Origin of the sequence: Jiangella aurantiaca (assembly GCF_004349105.1) — a bacterium.
Classification (GTDB): Bacteria; Actinomycetota; Actinomycetes; order Jiangellales; family Jiangellaceae; genus Jiangella; species Jiangella aurantiaca.
Genome location: NZ_SMLB01000005.1, coordinates 65,334 through 84,820 on the forward strand (window position 1 = coordinate 65,334; position 19,487 = coordinate 84,820).

General features: G+C 72.5%; 15 protein-coding genes. 10 read left to right on the top strand and 5 right to left on the bottom strand.

Annotation, left to right across the window (positions count from 1 at the left end):
- Positions 1–460 precede the first annotated feature (460 nt).
- Genes E1262_RS05335 through E1262_RS05345 form a run of 3 tightly spaced genes read left to right on the top strand, consistent with a single transcriptional unit; the run spans position 461 to position 2,268 of the window.
- Complete coding sequence (locus tag E1262_RS05335) at positions 461–1,105, top strand: RNA polymerase sigma factor (RefSeq protein WP_203453572.1); 645 nt, start codon at positions 461–463, stop codon at positions 1,103–1,105.
- An 11-nt stretch (positions 1,106–1,116) separates the two neighbouring features.
- Positions 1,117–1,572, top strand: coding sequence for a carboxypeptidase regulatory-like domain-containing protein (locus E1262_RS05340; protein WP_132102020.1), 456 nt, complete (start codon positions 1,117–1,119; stop codon positions 1,570–1,572).
- Positions 1,573–2,268 (top strand): APH(3') family aminoglycoside O-phosphotransferase, encoded by a 696-nt coding sequence (locus tag E1262_RS05345; RefSeq protein ID WP_132102022.1) that lies wholly within the window; start codon positions 1,573–1,575, stop codon positions 2,266–2,268. It abuts the gene before it with no gap.
- 292 nt (positions 2,269–2,560) lie between these two features.
- On the opposite strand, the gene E1262_RS05350 is transcribed toward E1262_RS05345, so the two are convergent.
- The 4 genes from E1262_RS05350 to E1262_RS05365 are packed head-to-tail and all read right to left on the bottom strand — an operon-like array spanning position 2,561 to position 7,583.
- Positions 2,561–3,208, bottom strand: coding sequence for a thymidine kinase (locus tag E1262_RS05350; protein WP_132102025.1), 648 nt, complete (start codon positions 3,206–3,208; stop codon positions 2,561–2,563).
- Positions 3,209–3,215: 7 nt separating this feature from the next.
- Positions 3,216–4,322, bottom strand: a complete 1,107-nt coding sequence (locus E1262_RS05355) for an alkaline phosphatase family protein (protein WP_132102028.1) — start codon at positions 4,320–4,322, stop codon at positions 3,216–3,218.
- A 3-nt stretch (positions 4,323–4,325) separates the two neighbouring features.
- Entirely contained in the window at positions 4,326–4,907 is a 582-nt protein-coding gene (locus tag E1262_RS05360) for a DUF5998 family protein (RefSeq protein WP_132102031.1), read from the bottom strand.
- Between the two features lie 33 nt (positions 4,908–4,940).
- On the bottom strand, positions 4,941–7,583 hold the full coding sequence (locus E1262_RS05365; protein ID WP_132102033.1) for a bifunctional acetate--CoA ligase family protein/GNAT family N-acetyltransferase: 2,643 nt from the start codon (positions 7,581–7,583) through the stop codon (positions 4,941–4,943).
- A gap of 101 nt (positions 7,584–7,684) precedes the next feature.
- Between E1262_RS05365 and E1262_RS05370 the strand changes: the two genes are divergently transcribed.
- Entirely contained in the window at positions 7,685–8,569 is an 885-nt protein-coding gene (locus tag E1262_RS05370) for a Gfo/Idh/MocA family protein (protein WP_132102035.1), read from the top strand.
- A gap of 167 nt (positions 8,570–8,736) precedes the next feature.
- Here E1262_RS05370 and E1262_RS30780 read toward each other — a convergent pair whose 3' ends face one another.
- On the bottom strand, positions 8,737–11,244 hold the full coding sequence (locus E1262_RS30780) for an RCC1 domain-containing protein (RefSeq protein ID WP_203453573.1): 2,508 nt from the start codon (positions 11,242–11,244) through the stop codon (positions 8,737–8,739).
- Between the two features lie 579 nt (positions 11,245–11,823).
- On the opposite strand from E1262_RS30780, the gene E1262_RS05380 reads away from it, so the two are divergent.
- The 6 genes from E1262_RS05380 (at position 11,824) to E1262_RS05405 (ending at position 19,418) form a co-directional block, all read left to right on the top strand.
- Positions 11,824–12,711 (top strand): hypothetical protein, encoded by an 888-nt coding sequence (locus tag E1262_RS05380; RefSeq protein WP_132102038.1) that lies wholly within the window; start codon positions 11,824–11,826, stop codon positions 12,709–12,711.
- A gap of 312 nt (positions 12,712–13,023) precedes the next feature.
- Positions 13,024–13,986: a hypothetical protein gene (locus E1262_RS05385; protein ID WP_132102040.1), complete on the top strand. Its 963-nt coding sequence runs from the start codon at positions 13,024–13,026 to the stop codon at positions 13,984–13,986.
- Between the two features lie 130 nt (positions 13,987–14,116).
- Positions 14,117–14,806: a response regulator transcription factor gene (locus E1262_RS05390; RefSeq protein WP_132102042.1), complete on the top strand. Its 690-nt coding sequence runs from the start codon at positions 14,117–14,119 to the stop codon at positions 14,804–14,806.
- Complete coding sequence (locus E1262_RS05395; protein ID WP_203453574.1) at positions 14,803–16,329, top strand: HAMP domain-containing sensor histidine kinase; 1,527 nt, start codon at positions 14,803–14,805, stop codon at positions 16,327–16,329. Before E1262_RS05390 ends, E1262_RS05395 begins: the two co-directional genes overlap by 4 nt.
- A gap of 40 nt (positions 16,330–16,369) precedes the next feature.
- Complete coding sequence (locus E1262_RS30785) at positions 16,370–17,758, top strand: S1C family serine protease (RefSeq protein WP_203453575.1); 1,389 nt, start codon at positions 16,370–16,372, stop codon at positions 17,756–17,758.
- A gap of 109 nt (positions 17,759–17,867) precedes the next feature.
- Positions 17,868–19,418: an ATP-dependent DNA ligase gene (locus E1262_RS05405; RefSeq protein WP_132102044.1), complete on the top strand. Its 1,551-nt coding sequence runs from the start codon at positions 17,868–17,870 to the stop codon at positions 19,416–19,418.
- Positions 19,419–19,487: the final 69 nt, after the last annotated feature.

Below are 19,487 nucleotides of genomic sequence, written 5' to 3' on the forward strand. Positions count from 1 at the left end.
TCATTTGCAGGCCGGTGACCTGCGGAGACGGAGAAACCTGAAAAAGCTCTCATTCGTAGGTATCTGGGCGCCCGGACCGTGCTCTGTATCTGTGAACGCCGAACTGGCCACCAGGCGGCGTTCCGCGGACCAGGGACCTCCGGCCGTGTCGCGCACACCGAGGGGAGACGGCCATGACAGCGGCACCACGTCCGGCCGTCCCCGACCAGCCCGTGCGCGACGGCTTCGCTCCCCTGGAACCGTGGCGGGCTCTTTCGAGAAACCGCGTCGTCGAGATCCTCGCAGCCAGGCGACGCAGGCGTCCACGACGTCTGCTCGTACAACGTCTGTGAAGCCGGGGGGCTGCTGCGATGGTCGGCACAACGGGGGGTGACGGGTACGTGGGCAGGGCGTGGTTCGCCGCGCCCGGGGGCGCGTGCCCGTCACTGACGGCGATCTACCTGCATCTATACTCTGGGCGGTGGCCGATCTGTCCGTCAGTGAGCTGGTCGAGGCGGCGTCCAGGGGCGATCAACTCGCCTGGGACCGCCTGGTCGACGACCACGCCTCGCTGGTGTGGGCGGTCGTCCGGAGTCACCGGCTGCACGGCGGCGACGCCGAGGACGCGTTCCAGAGCACGTGGCTGCGGCTGGTCGAGAACCTGGGCCGGCTCGCCAAGCCCGAGCGGCTGGCGGCCTGGCTGGTCACCACGGCGCGACGCGAGTGCCTGCGGCTGCTACGCCGGGCCGGCGCCGAGCTGCCCGACCTCCACGTCGCAGACCGCGCCGATGACGCCGCTACCCCAGATCTCGGACCGGTCGAGGCTCTCCTCGCGCGCGAGGAACAGGTCGCGGTGCTGCGCGCGTTCCAGCGCCTGCGGCCCCGCTGCCAGGATCTTCTGCGGCTCACCGTGGCCGCGTCCAACCCGCGCTACGTCGACGTCGCCGCGGAGCTCGACATGCCCGTCGGCAGCGTCGGCCCAACCCGGCAGCGCTGCATCGAGCACCTGCGCCGGCTCATCCACGACGGCGACACCGGCGGCGCGGACACCGGCGGCGCGGACACCGGGGGCGACACGAACCACAACGGCCCGGCCGGCGCCCACCCGCGCAGGGGCCGGCGCTGAAGGGGGCACCCATGGCTGACGACGACCGCCTGGTCGACCAGCTCCGCGAGGTCATCGAGGCCACCGACCCGCCGCCGCGGCGGCTGGTCGACGCGGCCAAGGCGAGCCTGGTGTGGCGGACGGTCGACGCGGAGCTGGCCGAGCTCATCGGCGACTCCAGCACCGAACCGGCCGCCGCCGTCCGGTCGGCCACCGAGGCGCCCCGGCTGCTGACGTTCACCGCCGGCGACACCGTCGTCGTCCTCGAGGTCACCCGCGAGGGCGACGCGCACCGCGTCATGGGCCAGATCGTGGCTCCGGCACCGGCGACGGTCGAGGTGCGGCACGCCGAGGGCGTCGTCTCGGTCACCACCGACGCCGACGGCCGGTTCCGCGCGGCGCCGGTCGCCGCCGGCCCCATCTCCGTCAGCTGCCGGTTCGAGGACGACACCCGGCCGGCCGTCGTGACCAGCTGGGTGAGCATCTGAGTGGGCGACGTCGAGCACGTCACCACCGGCCAGTCCGGTGCCACGGTCACCCGTGCCGCGGGCACCTACCGCAAGGAGTCCGCCACCGATGACCTCCTCGGCGAGGCCGCCCGGCTCACCTGGCTGCGCAGGCAGGGCATCCCGGCCGCGGAGGTGCTGGAGTGCGGGCCGGGCCTGCTGGTCACCGCCGAGGTGCCGGGCCGCCCGGCCGACGACGACTGGCCGCCGGCGGCCCGCGACGGCGTCGTCGACGCGCTGGCCGAGCTGACCCGCGCGCTGCACGCCCTGCCGGTCGCCGACTGCCCGTTCGACCGCCGGCTGGCGGTGACGGTGCCCGCGGCGCTGGCCGCCGACGTCGACCTCGACGACCTCGACGAGGTCCACCGCGGCTGGTCCCGCGAGCAGCTGACCGCCGAGCTGCTGGCCACCCGGCCGGCCGGCGAGGACCTCGTCGTCTGCCACGGCGACCTCACCACGCAGAACGTCCTCATCGACCCCGAGACACTCACGGTGACGGGCGTCCTCGACGCGGGACGGCTGGGCGTCGCGGACCGCTGGCTCGACCTCGCCGTCGCCACCCGCGAGGTCACCGACCTGGGCGGAGAGGACGCCGCCGCCCGCTACCTGCGCGGCTGCGGCGTCGAGCCCGACCCGGCGAAGCAGACCTTCTATCGGCTGCTCGACGAGTTCTTCTGACAGCGCCCGCGGGTGCTCTCGCCGTCCTGGAAATGGGGATCTCCGCCCCGATCCGTGGGCCGAGGATCGAGGCTCGGACCGGTCGCTCTGCGCTTCCGTGGGGCGTGACGCCCGCCGAACCGGCGGATACTCGGGAAACCGACGGATACCGCCCGGATCAGGCCCGCATCCGTCAGATTCGCGAGTATCCGCCGGATTCCCAGGCATCAGCCGACGGCCTGCGTCGCCTCATCGGTGGTGTCGTTAAGCACCAACGCCACACCGAGCCACCACGTCGGCCAGGCGCCGAACGTCAGGACGCGGCGAACGGGAGCGGCTCGGCGCCGGGCTCGGCCACCCGCGCGCTGACGGCGGTCATCCGGCGGCGGTGGTGCTGCCGGCACAGCACCTCGTAGCCCACCACACCCTCGCCGTCGGTGTCGCCGACGACCACCTGCTCGCCCTCGGTCACCATGATGCCGCCGACGGTGCGGGCGTTGTGCGTGGCCCGCCGGCCGCACCAGCACAGTGCCTCGACCTGCAGCGTCTCGACCCGATCGGCCAACTCGACCAGCCGCGCGGAGCCAGGGAACAGCCGGGTGCGGAAGTCGGTGAGGATGCCGAACGCGTACACCGGGACGTCCAGCTCGTCGGCCATCCGGCCGAGGTCGTCGACCTGCTCGGACGTGTAGAACTGCGCCTCGTCGGCGATGACGTAGTCGATGCGGGCGCCGGCCGTCAGCCGGGCCGCCACCAGCGCCCACAGCTGCGTCGACGGCGTCACCTCGACGGCGTCGGCGGACAGGCCGAGCCGGCTGGACACCGTCGCCTCGCCGGCGCGGTCGTGCGAGGTCATCATGAGCCCGGACAGCCCGCGGCGGCGGTGGTTGTAGTCGGTCTGCAGGGCCAGCGTCGACTTGCCGCAGTCCATGGTCCCGGTGAAGAACGTCAGCTCCGCCACGCCGTCCTCAGGCCTCCCCGACCAGCAGCGGCACCAGCAGCTCGTCGTCGCTCAGCGCCCCGTGCAGCCCGCGCAGCCGGGTCTCGACCGGGAACACGCTGCGCCGCTCGACCGCGCAGTCGCCGTGCACGCTGACGACGACGTCGCCGATGCGCTCGGCCACCCGCGACTCCACCGCGCCGAACCAGCCGGCCGTGACCGCCTCGGCGCGGGTCAGCACCTCGGCGCGGTCCGCCAGCACCGACCGCCACGCGCCGGCGATGTCGTCCGGCCCCGCGCCGGGCACGCCGTACACGTGCCGGAACCGGGCCTCGCCGGCGACCAGTGCTACGCCCTCGCGCAGGGCGGGCACATCGTCGACGTCGATGCGGCGGCTGGGCTCCACGTCGACCATGCCGTGGTCGGCGGTGACGACGAGAACGGTGCCGGCCGGCAGCTCGTCGTAGAGCTGCTCGGCGAACCGGTCGGCCATGGCCAGCTGGTAGCGCCAGGCGGCCGACCGCCAGCCGTGCTGGTGGCCGGTGTAGTCGAGGTCGCCGTCGTAGACGTACACCAGCGACGGCTCCGCGCCGGAGGACCCCTCGACGGCCGCCGCGACCCGCTGCCCGTACGTGTTGGCGGCGCGGAACGGCCCGCCCATGGCCGCGCGGGTCAGCCCGGTGTCGCGGAAGCTGCTCTGCCCGATGACGGTGGTCGCGATGCCGGCGCGGTCGGCGCGGCCGAACAGCGACGGATATGGCTGGTAGGTGAGCGGGTCCAGCGGCGGGTCCCACTTGAGCGCGTTGAAGATGCCGTCGCCGCCCGGCACCCGCGACGTGTAGCCGACGATGCCGTGCTTCCCGGGCGGCAGGCCGGTGCCGAGGCTGGCCAGGCTGGTGGCCGTGGTGGTGGGCGTGCCGGCGGTGATGGCCCGACCGGCCATCGACGTCAGGAAGGGCGCCTGCGCCGGGTGGGCGCGCAGCAGGTTCCAGCCGAGCGCGTCGACCAGCAGCACGCAGTAGCGGCGGGCCGGCGGCAGGCCCAGCACATTCAGCTCGTCGGGGACGCCGAGGGCCGCCAGGACGGACGGCAGCAGGTCAGCGAGGGCCGCCTCGCCGTAACGGGGCAACGGCACCGGTCACCGCACGCTGACGGTGGCGGCGGACAGCGCGCGGGCGAACGTCAGCAGGTCGCGGACCCGGCCGCTGCCGTCGCCGGCCTCGCTGACCCGGAGCGTGAAGTCGTCGGACGTCAGTGCGCCGGTGTAGCCGTGGTCGGCTTCGCAGTCGGGGTCGCCGCAGGTGGCCGGCTCGAGGTCGATGCGGCTCATGGCGCCCCAGCCGACCGTCAGGACGACGTCGAGCGCCGGGGTGCCCGTCCGGTAGGCGGCGGGCGCGGTGACGGTGCGGCTGACAACCACGGACGCCACGCGGTCCAGCGGCACCGCCTCGGTGGACGTGGTGGCGTACGGCACGTCGTGGGTGTCGTCTGAGGGGTACTCGTCGGTGTGCCCGACGATCAGCCTGGTCGGGGTGAGCACCAGCACGCTGACGTGCCGGCGCAGTTCGTCACGGTCGAAGTGCGGCTCGTGGTGCACGACGTACGAGTTCACCGCCTCGCCGGCCAGCGAGGTCTCGAGCATGTCCGCGACGAGGTCGGGATAGTAGCCGGCCTCCTGGATGGCCAGGCGAAGACCCTCACGCGTCCCTGTATCCGCCATTGCTCCATCCTCGCACGCTCGTCGTGGTTGCCGTCACGGCAGCCGCCGGGTGTACCAGTCCTGTCGCGCGGCCGGCGCCGCCACGCTGGCGGAGCCGTTGACGACCGCCAGCCCGGCCTCGCCGGCGAGCACCGGGTCCAGCTCGATCGAGCCGACCTCTGGCACCTCGTCGACCAGCCGCGACATGCGGTGCACGAGATCCTCGACCGCACCCAGGTCGGCCATGATGCCGCCGTGGTAGCCCATGAGCAAGGCGGCCGCCTTCACTTCGCGCACCATCTCCGCGGCGTCGCGGTCGGTGAGCGGCGGGATCCGGTACGAGCGATCCCCCAGCAGGTCCGACGCCACCCCGGACACGCCGAACGACACCACCGGGCCGAACATCGGGTCCTCCCAGGCCCGGATCGACACCGGCACGCCGCCCGGCGCCATCGGCTGCACGACGAACCCTGCCTCGGCCGGGTCGGACAGCGTCCGGGCCATCGTCGCCCAGGCGTCGCGCATCTCGTCCTCGGTGTCGATGTTGCGCCAGACGGCGGCGAGGTCGGGCCGATGCCGCAGCCGCGGCGACGTCGCCTTCAGCACCACCTCGCCGCCCAGCTCCCCCAGCGCCGCCAGCGCGGCGTCCAGCGTCGGCGCCGAAACCATCGGCAGCAGCTCGACGCCGTAGGCGGCCAGCAGCTCGCGCAGCCGCGCGGGATCCAGCTCGGCACCCGTGGCGGGGTCGGCGTGCGGCGCGCTCAGCACGCCCCGGGCCACCTTCCGGGCGCCCGCGGCGTCGCAGCCGTCCAGCCGCGGCACCTTGCCGTGGCTGCGCCGCCGCCACTCGGCGTACGCGGTGGCGTGGCCGAGCGCCCGGGCCGCCTCCTCGGGCGACGGGTACGACGGCACCCCGGCCGGCCCGCGCACGCCGCGCTGGCCTTGGAACGTCGTCACGACCGGCTTCCCGGCCGACGCGGCCACCTCGGCCAGCGCCGTGGCGACGTCCTGGCCGCCGGGCCCGTCGACGGCCGGCGCGTAGACGACGAGGACGGAGCTGACGGCGGGCTCGTCGACGAACGTGCGCAGCGCCTTGCGGTAGTCGTCGGCCGTCGCGCCGGCGCCGAAGCCGACCGGGTCGCCGTAGACGTCCAGCCCGGCGCTGACTGCTGCGTCGGCGGCCAGCAGGCACAACGCGCCGGAGTTGCCCATGACGGCGACGGTCCGGCCGGTGGGCAGCGGCTGGAAGGCCAGCACCTGCGCGACGTCGAACATCTCCGGGATCGTGTCGACGAGGATGACCCCGGACTGCCGGAACATCGCGTCCAGCGCGTCGGCCGGCGCCTCGATCGGCCGGACGGTGTGCCCGAGCGGCACGCCCTGGGTGGACCGGCCGCTCTTCACCGCGACCACCGGCTTGACCTCGGCGACCGCGCGCGACAGCCGGGAGAACTTGCGCGGGTTGCCCAGCGACTCCAGGTACAGCAGCACGACCTCGGTCGCGGGGTCGTCGCGCCAGTACTGCAGCAGGTCGTTGCCGGACACGTCGGCGCGGTTGCCAGCCGAGACGAAGGTCGACACGCCCAGGCCGCGTGCGGCGCCGTCACCGAGGATCGCGCTGCCCAGCGCGCCGGACTGGGCGAAGAACCCGACCCTCCCGGCCGGCGGCAGCGTGGTCGCCAGCGACGCGTTCAGCGAGTACGCGGGATCGGTGTTGACGATGCCCAGGCAGTTCGGCCCGACGATGCGCATGCCGTGCGCCCGGGCCAGCCGGACCAGCTCGGCCTGCCGGGACCGGCCGACCGGCTCGCCCGTCTCGGCGAACCCGGACGACACGACGACCAGACCGCGCACGCCCTTCGCGGCGCAGTCGAGGACCACCTCGGCGACGGCATCGGCGGGGACCGCGACCAGCGCGAGGTCGACCTCGCCGGGGACATCGCGGACGCTCTTGTAGGCCGGCAGGCCGGTGATCGCCGTCGCCTCGCGGTTGACCGCGTAGACCGGCCCGGTGAACCCGCCCAGCACGAGGTTGCGGACCAGCGTCTGGCCGATCTTCTCCCGCCATCGACTGGCGCCGATGACGGCGACCGACCGTGGCGTCAGCAGCCGCTCGATGGAGCGCGCCTCGGCCCGGTGCTCGCGTGCGGCCATGACCTCGAGCGAACTGCCCGTCGGCGCGATCTCGAACTCGACATGGACGACGCCGTCCTCGTAGCTGTTGTCGACGGTGTAGCCGGCGTCGGCGAAGACCGTGATCATCTTGTGGTTGGCGGGCAGGATGTCGGCGACGAACCGGCGCACGCCCCGCTCGCGGGCCGCCTGCGCCAGGTGCTCGAGCAGCACGCTGCCGACGCCGCGGCCCTGGTGCCCGTCCTCGACCAGGAACGACACCTCGGCGTCAGTGCGGCTGAGCCGCTCGTACCGGCCGACGGCGATCATGTCGTCGCCGATGAGCAGGATCAGCGCCACGCGGTCGCGGTGGTCGACGTTCGTGAACCGCTCGATGTCGCGGCTGGTCAGCCTCGGGTACGGGGCGAAGAAGCGGTAGTACTTGGACCGGTCGCTGACGCGCGCGTAGAACTCGACCAGGCGTGCGGCGTCGGCCGGCACGATGGGCCGCAGGTGCGCCGTCGCGCCGTCTGACAGCACGACGTCGGCCTCCCAGTGCGCGGGATAGACCGCCGCTTCGTCCACCGCACCAGGCTAGCGGGGGCGCCCCGTGATCATGTTCCCTCGCGGTCGCTGACACGCCGCGAGGAAACATGATCATGGGACTGTCGGTAGGTTCCCATGCCATGCGCTTCGGACTGGTCGGCACTGGACACTGGGCCCGGGTGGCCCACGCACCCGCACTAGCGGCGACGGAGGACGTCACGTTCACCGGCGTCTGGGGCCGCGACCCGGCGCGGACGGCGGCGCTCGCGGACGAGTTCGGCGTGCGGGCGTACGGCTCGTTCGACGAGCTGCTGGCCGACGCCGACGCCGTCGAGTTCTCCGTGCCCCCGGATGTGCAGGCCGAGTACGCCACGGCGGCGGCCACGGCCGGGAAGCACCTGCTGCTGGAGAAGCCGATCGCGCTCGACGCCGCCGGCGGTCGCGCGCTCACTGACGCCGCCGCGGCGTCCGGGGTGGCCAGCGTCGTGTTCTTCACCCAGCTCTTCCGGCCCGAGGTGCGCGACTGGCTGGCGTCCCGCCGGGCCGCGGCGTCCGAGCACCCGTGGGAGGGCGGGACGGCGCTGACGCTGGGCTCCGTCCAGCGCGAGCACGGCGTCTTCTCCACGCCCTGGCGGCTGGAGCGCGACGGCGGGCTCTGGGACCTCGGCCCGCACGCCCTCTCCATCCTGCTGAACGTGCTGGAGCCGGTCGAGACCGTCGCCGCGCACGAGGACCCGCTGGGCACCGTCCACCTCGTCCTCGGCCACCGCGGCGGCGCGTCCAGCACCGTCACCGTCTCGCAGAACGTTCCGGCGGCGGCCGGCCTCTCGTATGCGCGCGTGTGGGGCGGTGCCGGCCACGCCGTCCTGCCCGAGCAGCCCACCCCGGTCGTCGACGCGCTCAGCACAGCCATCGCTGAGCTGACCGCCGCCGCGCGGCCCGGCGCGCCCGCGCATCCGCACGGGCTCGAGTTCGGCGCACGGGTCCTGGACGTCCTGGTCCGGGCCCAGGACCAGCTCGGCTGAGGCGGCCCGGCGCCAGCACCTCGGCCGGTCGGCGACGCATTCGCTCGCCGGCGGAGGCCCGGCTGCCCGGGCATGCGTCTCCGCCTCACAGACGGATCGTCTGGAGCCGGCCATCAGACCGGCTCCAGACGATGTCGTGTTCGGATCGGCAATTGATGAAGAGTTGATCAGCCGAACGGGACTGGGACTGCGCTGAGTGTGCTCGTGCCGTTACCCAGCTGGCCATCGTTGGCGCCCCAGGCCCATGCTCTACTGCGGGAATCGAGGCTCAGTCCGTGGTCGAGACCAGCGCCAATGGCCGCCGCCTCGGTCAGGTTGGTGTCATCAACCTGAACTGGGATTGGGCTGTTCGTGCCGGAACCGTTTCCAAGCTGTCCTCTTGCGTTTTGTCCCCAACCAAGCAGTGTGCCGTCTGACAAGAGCAAGAGACTGTGCCTGTTGCCAGCAGCGATGCTAGTCCCGTCGCCGCCAACGGCAACGGTTACCGGGACCGAACTACTGCTCCCAGACTGGCCGTTGTCGCCGAGCTGCCCGAAGATGTTCTCGCCCCATGCACTGACAGCACCGGTGCTGACGGCCAGGCTGTGTCCGCCTCCTGCGGCGACAGCGACCACGTCGGATAGCCCGCTCACTTGCACCGGCGTCAGGCGGTTGGTCGTGGTGCCGTCGCCAAGCCGGCCAGAACCGTTGTTGCCCCATGCCCAGGCCGTGCCGTCCGCGCGCAGCGCCAGGCTGTGTGCAGCTCCTGCGGCGACAGCGACCACGTCGGATAGCCCGCTCACTTGCACCGGCGTCAGGCGGTTGGTCGTGGTGCCGTCGCCGAGCTGGCCGGAGCTGTTGTCGCCCCAGGCCCACACCTGGCCGCCGGAGTCCAGCGCCAGACTGTGGCCACCACCGGCCGCAACGGCAATTATGTCGGAGAGACCACTCACTGGAACTGGCGAGAGGCGGTCGGTGGTGGTTCCGTCGCCGAGCTGACCGTTGCCATTGACGCCGCTGGCGACGACGGTACCGTCGGGTTGCACGGCGAGGCTGTGTTCGTCGCCACCGTCGATGCGTTCGGATGGTGTTGGGATCGGCTGGATGCAATTCCAGTCGGGGCAGGTCTGGGTGTAGGTGAGGACGTTGCCGGTGAGCTGGTTGGCCAGCGCGGTGCCGGTGGCGATGCCGTCGTCGGCGTCGAACTGGTAGTGCACGCCCAGGTAGACGCGGCTGCGGGCGTTCTCCTCGGCGGCCTCGGTGAAGCTGTCGAACACGCGGGTGACGCCCTGCGCGTGCGGGTCGTCGGTGGTCAGCGTCAGCGGGAACGGGTTGATGAACGTCGTGGCGGCCGCGAACTCGTTGGTGAGCACCTGCGCCCAGGCCGCGCCGAAGGTGGCGTGTCCGGACACCCAGGCCGGGAAGCACGGCGAGAACGGCACCTCGCTGGCCGGGTTCAGCTCGGCGGTGCGTGACAGCGGCTGCCAGGTCGGGTCCGGGTTGGTGGCGTCGTTGTGGATCGCCGTGACCGGTCGCCACAGATCCACGTTGGTGAGGTACTTCTGGTCCCACGCGGCGATACCGGCGTCGCCCAGGCCTAACGAGACCTGCGCGAACAGCCGGGCCACCCGGATGCCCTGCTGCGACCAGCGGGTGTCGAACTCGTCGGCGTTGCCGGTCAGCTCGGCCGCGGGCTGACCCTGGGCGACGATCTGGGTCGCCTCCAGCAGCTGCCCCGGCGGCTTGTAGGTGCCGTCGAGGTCGTTGGCCCAGAACCACGCCGCCTCGGTCTGATCCGCCGTGCGGTCACCGTTGAGTTCGGCATCGTCCGCGCCGAGCGCGCGGACCTCGGCCAGCTGCGCGGCGTACTCCGGACTGGCCAGCAACGCCGCGTAAGAGTCGTGCCCGGCCGGGCCGTCCTGCCGGAACTGCGAACCCGAGGTCATCGTGAACGGGTCCACGTTCCCCCAGTTCGGGGTGGCCGCCGCGGCCAGGTCCGGGCAGGCCGGGTCCTGCGTGGGCTCCCACGCCCCCGCCACCCCATCCAATGTGTAGGGCATCGGGTCCTGCGACCCGTCGTCGGCGCGCGCAGTGATCACAGCGTTCGCCACGAACGAGCCCAGCGCGTACGCCTCCTGCTGGAAGTCCGTCCCGTGCCGGGAGTTGAAGGCGTTCTGGATGAACGCCGCCTCGCTGGGCAGCGCCTCGATCAGGATGTCCCGGGCGGCGTAGCCGGCGGCCAGGTCCGCGTCCACCGACGTGGTGATGTCGGCGATGACCAGGTACGGTTCCCACCCGCACGCCTCAGCCGCGGGGGTGCCCGTGGCCAGCTGCCGCAGGTGGGCGAAGAACACCGAGTTCAGCGTGTCGAAGATGCCGATGTTCATCATCGCCGCGGCTCGCGCCAGCCGCGTCGGCGCCACACCCGTCGTCTCGGCGAACGCCTCGGTCAGCGTCTCGTTCCAGTAGTAGACCGTGCCGGCCTCGGTGGCCTGCGCGGCCTGGAACGGATCCGACGGACACGACGTCGCCGTCGTGTTCGCCGCCGCGCGAGGCACTCCACCCGGGACGAGTGATGTCGCCAGCACACCGGCCAACGCCAGCACCACTGCGACCACGACGCCCAGGCGCCGACGCGCCCGGGATCTCGACCACGCCGGCGCCATCCGCGCCGGCAGGTGAATCGGAATGGACATGACAACGCCTCCGATCAGGAGCAGCGATGTCCGCACCGGGCACCCGGCATACCGGCCGATCGGCCATCAACCCGCCCGCACGGACACTGACGCTGGCGATCCTGTGCAGGGGCGCGGCCTGCCGAGAATGATCTCGGCCAACCCCGGCCGACGCCGTCTGATTTCGGTCGCCGTCGGCGAAGGTCGGCCTCTTCCGGGCGACCCCGGCCACGACCGGCTGGCCGCCCCGCTACCGTCCGCGTGTAGCGCCGACGGGCGCGGCGTGACACACCCGCGGTGTGCGGCGATTCGCTGCCGACTCAGTGCACCACTCTGCGGGTGCATAAAGGGTCATAAGGGGCATTTACAACCGTGGACGTGTCTGCGTATGATCTTGAACCGTGGGCTTGTGCGGGACGTATACCGAGGCCACAGCCACGATCAGCGTCACATTGGGGGGATGTGCGGATGCCGGGAAATGACCTCGTGGAACCGCCGACTGCGACATGAATTGCGAGTGAGCAGTCCGTTTCGTTCCGCTGCGGTCGCCCGCCGCGGGCGCATCGATGACGGCGGCCTGGCTCAGGGGGGCGGACACCGATGTACGAACGCCAGCACGGCGACGAGCTGGACTTCACCCGACCGGATCCCGCTCTTGCGCGAACCGGCGCGGATTTCATCGTCTACCTGAGACGGCTGAAGCTGTGGGCGGGCGATCCGTCCTTCCGCGAGCTCCAGCGACGATCCGGGGTTCCGGCGAGCACGCTGTCCGACGCGCTCAATCGGAAGCTCGCGAGACTCCCGCGCCTGGATGTCATCCGCGCGTTCGTGAGCGCATGTGGTGTCGGCCTCGCCGACCAAGCCCGGTGGGTCGCCACGTGGCGCGCTCTTCGCCTCGAGGAAGCCGCCACCACCGAGTCGGCCTCGGCACGTCCGTCCACGACGGCTTTCCACCGAGATCCGCGCGTCGTCGACCGCGACCACGCCATCGCACGGCTCGACGCCGTGCTCCGCGAACACCGGGCGGGTCGCCGACGGTCGCCGCTGGTGCTGATCACCGGGACCTCGACGGCCGCCGCCAGCGCGACCGCGCGGTCTTGGATGCGGCGCCAGTCGGCCACGTTCCCCGACGGCCGGCTCTACCTCGATCTTCGCAGCGCCGCCGGTGGAGCCGGCCACGCCGGATTGTCGATGCTCCTGCGTCAACTCGGCGTGCTCGAGGACGAGATCCCGGTGACACCGGACGCCCGGGCCGGTCTCTACCGGTCGATCAGCCGGGAACGAACGTTCCTGGTGTTACTGGACAACGCCACCGACGCCGACCACCTCCGGCCGCTCCTGCCAGAGGGGCCGGCCTGCTACACCCTGATCACCAGCACCGCACCGCTGTTCACGCTCGCCTCCAGGCACGACGCCGTGCAGCTGTCCGTAGGTCGTGGCGACCAGGTCCGCGGCGACCGCGCGAGCACGGATCCCAGATCTGCATGAACTTGCCGTGCACGCATTGCGCCCGCACGTGCTCTGTACGTTGCCGTGCGACACAACGGACAAATGTCGCCGCGATGAACGCCGTGAGCGCGGCTCACTCGTATCGTGTCGCTCAAGCGAACTCATGTCGACAAGTGGCTCCGAAATCCGGGCTAAACCTTGACATGATCGTCATTTCCCGGAAAGAGTGCACGTCGTACCAAGTCTCCGACAGGAGTAGGGGGAGCATCTGTCGCTTCGGCTCGGTCTCCACAACTGAATCCTGCGCACAGATCTCCTCATCATCCGCAGCATCCGCAGAGAGGAGCGCACATGCGCTACCGCAAGATCGCCCTGACGGCGGCAGCCGCCGGCCTCATGGCCGTTGGTTTCGCCGCGCCGTCCCAGGCCGCGCTGACGACGTTCTGCGACGGTGTCGCAGCCGACGTCACGGTGCCGGGGGACCTGGTGGTCGCCGCCAACAAGTCGTGCGAGCTGACCAACGTCACCATCAACGGCAACGTGACCGTTCGTGCCGACGCGAACCTGCTGCTCGACGGCTCCACCGTCAACGGTAACGTCCGCGTCCTGGCGAACGGCTTCGGTGACCTCGTCGGCACGTCGGTCACCGGCACAACCGTCCTGAACGCGGCGTATGGCGTCTACACCGAGGAGAGCGCCCTCGGCAACAACGTCACCTCGACCGACTCCGGGTTCTTCTACTCGGTCGGCTCGAACCACGCTCGCAGCGTCACCTCCACGAACGGTGAGACCTTCATCGAGAGTGGCTGGGTCAGCCGGAACCTCGCGACCACCGGCGACACCCTGACCGACGTGTACGACACCGTCATCGAGGGCACCTACTCGGTAACCGGTGCCGAGCAGGGCGCGATCCTGTGCCTGTCGGAGGTCGACGGCGATGCCACGTTCAGCGGCACTCCTGGGGACATGCAGGCGATTCTCCAGATCGGTGCCTCCGCACCGCTGACCGGCTGCGGCTTCAACGTGTTCGGCGGCGACCTGAGCGTCACCGACAACATGGCTGAGTCGTACGTGTCGGACAACGTGGTTCGCGGCGACCTCACCTGCTCGGGTAACACCCCGGCCACGGTTGCCGAGAACAACCGCGTCCGCGGCGAGGACAACTGCGAGTCCGCGATGGCCGCGGCGTCGGCTCGGTCGTCGATGCGCAGCGACGTGGCGGCGGACCGCAAGGCGGAGGTCAAGGCCGACGCCGAGGCTCGTTCCGAGGTCGCGGAGGACGCGGCCGAGGCGGCCGGCCCCGCGTTCAGCTGAACCCGGCCTAGCCGATAGATAACACTGGCGGCGGATGGCCCCTTCCCGGGGTCATCCGCCGCCAGTGTCTGACTGCCGTCTTACCGCGCGCTCTCAGGCGATTCTCACGTCGGCCGGGCAGACTGAGGGCATGCGAGTACTAGTCGTCGACGACGATCCCGGCGTGCGCGAGTCGCTGCGCCGGTCGCTGGCGTTCAACGGCTACCAGGTCGAGCTGGCCGCCGACGGCGAGGAGGCGCTGCGCACCATCAGCGCCGAGCCGCCCGACGCCGTCGTCCTCGACATCATGATGCCGCGCCTCGACGGCCTCGCTACCTGCCGCGCGCTCCGCGCCGCCGGCAACGATCTGCCCATCCTCATGCTGACCGCCCGCGACGAGGTCTCCGACCGCGTGTCCGGGCTCGACGCCGGCGCCGACGACTACCTGCCCAAGCCGTTCGCCCTCGAGGAGCTGCTGGCCCGGCTGCGCGCGCTGCTGCGCAGGGCCGCGCCGGCCGCCGACCCGGCGGCGGAGCGGCAGCTGCGCATGGGCGACCTCGTCCTCGACCCGGTCACCCGCGACGTCACCCGCGGCGGCCGCGCCATCCGGCTCACCCGCACGGAGTTCTCCCTGCTGGAGCTGCTGCTGCGGCACCCGCGCCAGGTGCTCACCCGCGACCGCATCCTCGAGGAGGTGTGGGGCTACGACTTCCCGACGACGGCGAACTCGCTGGAGGTGTACGTCGGGTACCTGCGCCGCAAGACCGAGGAGCAGGGCGAGCCGCGGCTCATCCACACCGTCCGCGGGGTCGGCTACGTCGCCCGCGAGGATCCGCCGTGACCAGCGACGCCGCCCGCCAGGTCTGGTCGCCGTCGAGCGTGCCGCCTCCGCCGCCGGACGACTCCGGGCGCGGCGCCGCGCCGCCGCCGGGCGGCAACCCACCGGGCGGCACGCCCGGCGGCTCGTCCGGCGGCCGGTCCACGCCCGGGTTCGCGTCGCGGCTGTCGCTGCGCACCCGGGTCGGCGCGCTGGCGGCACTCGGCGTCGGCCTCGCCGTCACGCTGACCGCCCTGGCGGCCTACCTCACCGTCTCCTCGCAGCTGCAGTCGTCGGTCGACGCGAACCTGCTCGACCGCGCCCAGCAGGCCGTCTCGACGCCGTTCGGCGATCCCGGGCAGCTTGTGAACCAGCCTGCCGAGGCGATCCTGGCCGCCGACCTGCGCATCGCGCTGCTGCGCGAGGACGGCCAGCCGTTCACCGCCGACGCCCGTAGCACGCCGCCCATGGGCCGCGACGAGCTCGCCGTCGCCCGCGGCACCGAGGAGCAGAGCGTCCGGACCCTCCGCCTCGACGGCGAGCCGTTCCGCGTCGTCGCCGTGCCGGCCGGCCGTGACCCGATCGGCGCGGAGTACGCGCTGGTGCTCGCGCAGCCGACCGAGCAGACCGAGGAGGTGCTGGAGCGGCTGCGGCTGGTGTCGTTCATCGCCGGCGGCGCCGGCATCGTGCTCGCGACGTGGGCCGGCCTGTCCATCGCGCGGGCCGGGCTGCGCCCCGTCCGGCAACTGACCCAGGCCGCCGAGCACGTCGCCGCCACCGGGCAGCTGGAGCCGATCGAGGTCACCGGCAGCGACGAGATCGCCCGCCTGGCGCACGCGTTCAACGCCATGCTGGCGGCGCTGAGCGAGGCCCGGCTGCGCCAGTCGCGGCTGGTCGCCGACGCCGGGCACGAGCTACGCACACCGCTGACCAGCATGCGCACCAACCTCGACCTGCTGGCACAGAGCGAGGCGAGTGGCGGGCTGGCCGCCGCCGACCGCGCCCAGCTGATCGCCGACACCCGCGCCCAGGCCGTCGAGCTGTCCACACTGGTGGGCGACCTCGTCGAGCTGTCCCGTGAGGACCCGCCGGCGGCGTCACGGGAGCAGATCGACCTCGCCGACGTGGTCCGCGACGCGCTCGGCCGGGTGCGCCGCCGGGCGCCGGGCATCGCGTTCGCCGCGGACCTGCACAGCTGGATCGTCCAGGGCGACGCCACCCAGCTCGGCCGAGCGGCCACGAACCTGCTCGACAACGCCGCCAAGTTCAGCCCGCCGCACGGCACCGTCACCGTCACCCTGCGCGACGGCGTCCTGGACGTCTGTGACGAGGGCCCCGGCATCTCCGAGGTCGACCGCACCCGCGTCTTCGACCGCTTCTACCGGTCGTCGGAGGCGCGCGGGCTGCCCGGCTCCGGGCTGGGGCTGGCCATCGTCAAGGCGGCGGCGGAGCGGCACGGCGGCAGCGTCGAGGCCGGGCGTGCCCCGTCGGGCGGCGCGCGCCTGACGATGCGGCTGCCGGGCGCTTCTTCGACTGCTCTTGACTGACTCTCAGCATGCTCTCAGAGATGGCGGGCACCGTGGAGACATGGACGACGTGACCCGCAATCCCGGCCAGCCCGAGGGCTCGGCCAGCACCACGACGCTGCCGACCGCACCCGTGCCCCCGCCGCCCGCGGGGACTCCGGCCGGCAGCGCCTCCACTCCGGCACCCACCACCGAGCTCCCCCGCAGCGGCTGGTCCACGCCGCCGCAGTCCGGCGCCGACGCCACCGGCGGCCAGCCGGTCGGCGCGCCCGGACCCACCGAGGCCGGCGCGGCCGGCTCCCCGCCGCCGCACGAGCCGCCGACCGAGCACGACCGCAGGCCCGAGCCCAAGCGCCGTCGCGCCCCACTCGTGCTGGCCGGCGTCGCGCTCGGCGCGATCGTCGGCGGCGCGGCCGGTGCCGGCGTCGTCGCGGTCGTGAACGACGACGACGGCGACAGCGCCAGCCCGGTGACGCGCAGCGACCTGAGCAACTCCAGCAACGACAACGGCCAGCAGACGTCCGACCTGACGGGCGTGCAGGCCGTCGCCGCCGAGATGCTGCCCAGCGTCGTGTCGATCACTGTGCAGAGCCAGTTCGGCCAGGCCGGCGGCACCGGCGTCATCATCTCCTCCGACGGCGAGATCGTCACGAACAACCACGTGGTCGAGAGCGCCGGTCAGGGCGGCACGGTGCAGGTGACGTTCTCCGACGGCACCACCGCGGACGCCGAGGTCATCGGCACCGACCCGCTCACCGACCTCGCCGTCATCAAGGCGCAGGACGTGTCCGGTCTGCAGCCGGCCGAGCTGGGCAACTCCGGCGACCTCGCCGTAGGCCAGCAGGTCGTCGCGATCGGTTCGCCGCTCGGCCTCGACGGCACCGTCACCAGCGGCATCGTCTCCGCGCTGGACCGGCCGATGGCGGCCAGCAGCGAAGGCCAGCCGCAGGCGGGCGTCAACTCCGTCATCGACGCCATCCAGACCGACGCGCCGATCAACCCCGGCAACTCGGGCGGACCGCTGGTCAACATGAACGGCCAGGTGGTCGGCATCAACAGCGCGATCCTCACCACCGGCAGCGGCAACGGCTCCATCGGCCTCGGCTTCTCGATCCCGATCGACCAGGCCAAGCCGATCATCGACGAGCTGCGCCAGGGCCAGGAGGCCACCCACGCCCAGATCGGCGTCGGCGTCAACGACGCGCAGGACGGCGACGTCCGCGGCGCCCTGATCGCCCAGGTCAATCCCGACAGCCCCGGCGCGGAGGCCGGCCTGCAGGAGGGCGACATCGTCACCCACGTCGGCGACCGCGTCATCACCGACGCGACGTCGCTGATCGCGGCCGTCCGGTCGCACCGTCCCGGCGACGAGATCGAGCTCACCTATGTGCGCGACGGCCAGGAGAACACCACCACGGTGACCCTGGGCAGCGACGCCCAGACCAGCTGAGCCACGCCGTCGTCCGGAAAGGGACGCCCCCGGAGCCTGGTGCGTGCTCCGGGGCGTTCCCCTGCCTGCGGCCGATGAGTTTGTCGGTGGGGGTGGGCAGACTGGGATCGTGCTGCTGAAGGACGTCGCCGACACCTCCGCCGCCGTCGCCGGGGTGTCCGGCCGGCTGGCGAAGATCGACCTGCTGGCCGGCTGCCTGCGCCGGTCCGCACCCGCCGAGGCCGAGGTCGTCGCCAGCTATCTGGCCGGCGAGCTGCGCCAGCGCCGCACCGGGCTCGGCTACGCGTCACTGCGGGACCTGCCTCCGCCGGCCGACGCGGCGTCGCTGCAGGTGCTCGAGGTCGACGCCGCGTTCGCGGCGATCGGCGAGCTGTCCGGGAAGGGCTCGACGGCGGCCCGGCGGGAGCGGTTCCGCGACCTCATGGCCCGCGCCACGCCGGCCGAGCAGCGACTCCTGGCGGCACTGGTCTCCGGCGAGCTGCGCCAGGGCGCGCTCGACGGCGTGCTCACCGAGGCCGTGGCGCGCGCCGCCGAGGTGCCGGCCGCAGACGTGCGCCGCGCGATCACCGTCGCGGGTGCCCTGGTGCCGGTCGCGGCCGCGGTCCTGGCCGCGGGTCCGGACGGGCTGGCGCAGTTCCGGCTGACGGTCGGGTCGCCGCTGCGGCCCATGCTGGCCTCCCCCGCGCCCGACATCGCCGAGGCGCTGCAGCGCACCGGCGAGGCCGCCGTCGAGTGGAAGGTCGACGGCGTCCGGGTCCAGATCCACCGCGACGGCAACGACGTCGCCGTGTTCACCCGCACGCTCGACGACATCACCGGCAACGTGCCGGAGCTGGCGGAGGCCGCGCTGGCGCTCCCCGTCCGCTCCGTGGTGCTCGACGGCGAGACCATCGCGCTCGACCCGTCCGGCCGGCCGCTGCCGTTCCAGCGCACCGGGTCGCGGGTCAGCAGCAGGGTCGACGTCGCGACGGCGCGGGCCAAGGTGCCGCTGTCCCTCTTCGTCTTCGACGCCCTGCACGTCGACGGTACCGACCTCATCGGCGCCCCCGGCATCGACCGCTGGGCCGCCCTGTCCGCCGTCGTGCCGGCGTCGGCCCGGGTCCCCCGCCTGGTGACGGTCTCGGTGGATGAGGCTCAGGCCTTCTTCGACGATGCTCTCGCCCACGGCCACGAGGGCGTCATCGTCAAGGGCCTCGACGTCCCCTACGAGGCCGGCCGACGCGGTGCCGGCTGGCTGAAGGTCAAGCCGCGGCACACCCTCGATCTCGCCATCCTCGCGGCCGAGTGGGGCCACGGCCGGCGGCAGGGGTGGCTGTCCAACCTGCACCTGGGCGCGCGCGACCCGTCCGGGGCCTACGGTCCCGAGGGTGGCTGGGTGATGCTCGGGAAGACGTTCAAGGGGCTGACCGACCAGATGCTCACCTGGCAGACGGCCGAGCTGCTGTCACTGGCGGACGGGCCGACGGATGGCTGGGTGGTCCACGTGCGGCCGGAGCTGCTGGTCGAGGTCGCCTTCGACGGCGTCCAGACCTCGCCGCGCTACCCGGCCGGCGTGGCTCTGCGGTTCGCCCGCGTCCTGCGCCACCGTCCCGACAAGCCCGCCGCAGAGGCTGACACGATCGACTCGGTGCTGGCCATCCGCGGGCCGGTCCATGCGTAGGCCGGTTCCGCGCCCTTGACCATCAAGGATCGACCACGCCATGACGGGGCCGACCCTTGATGATCATGG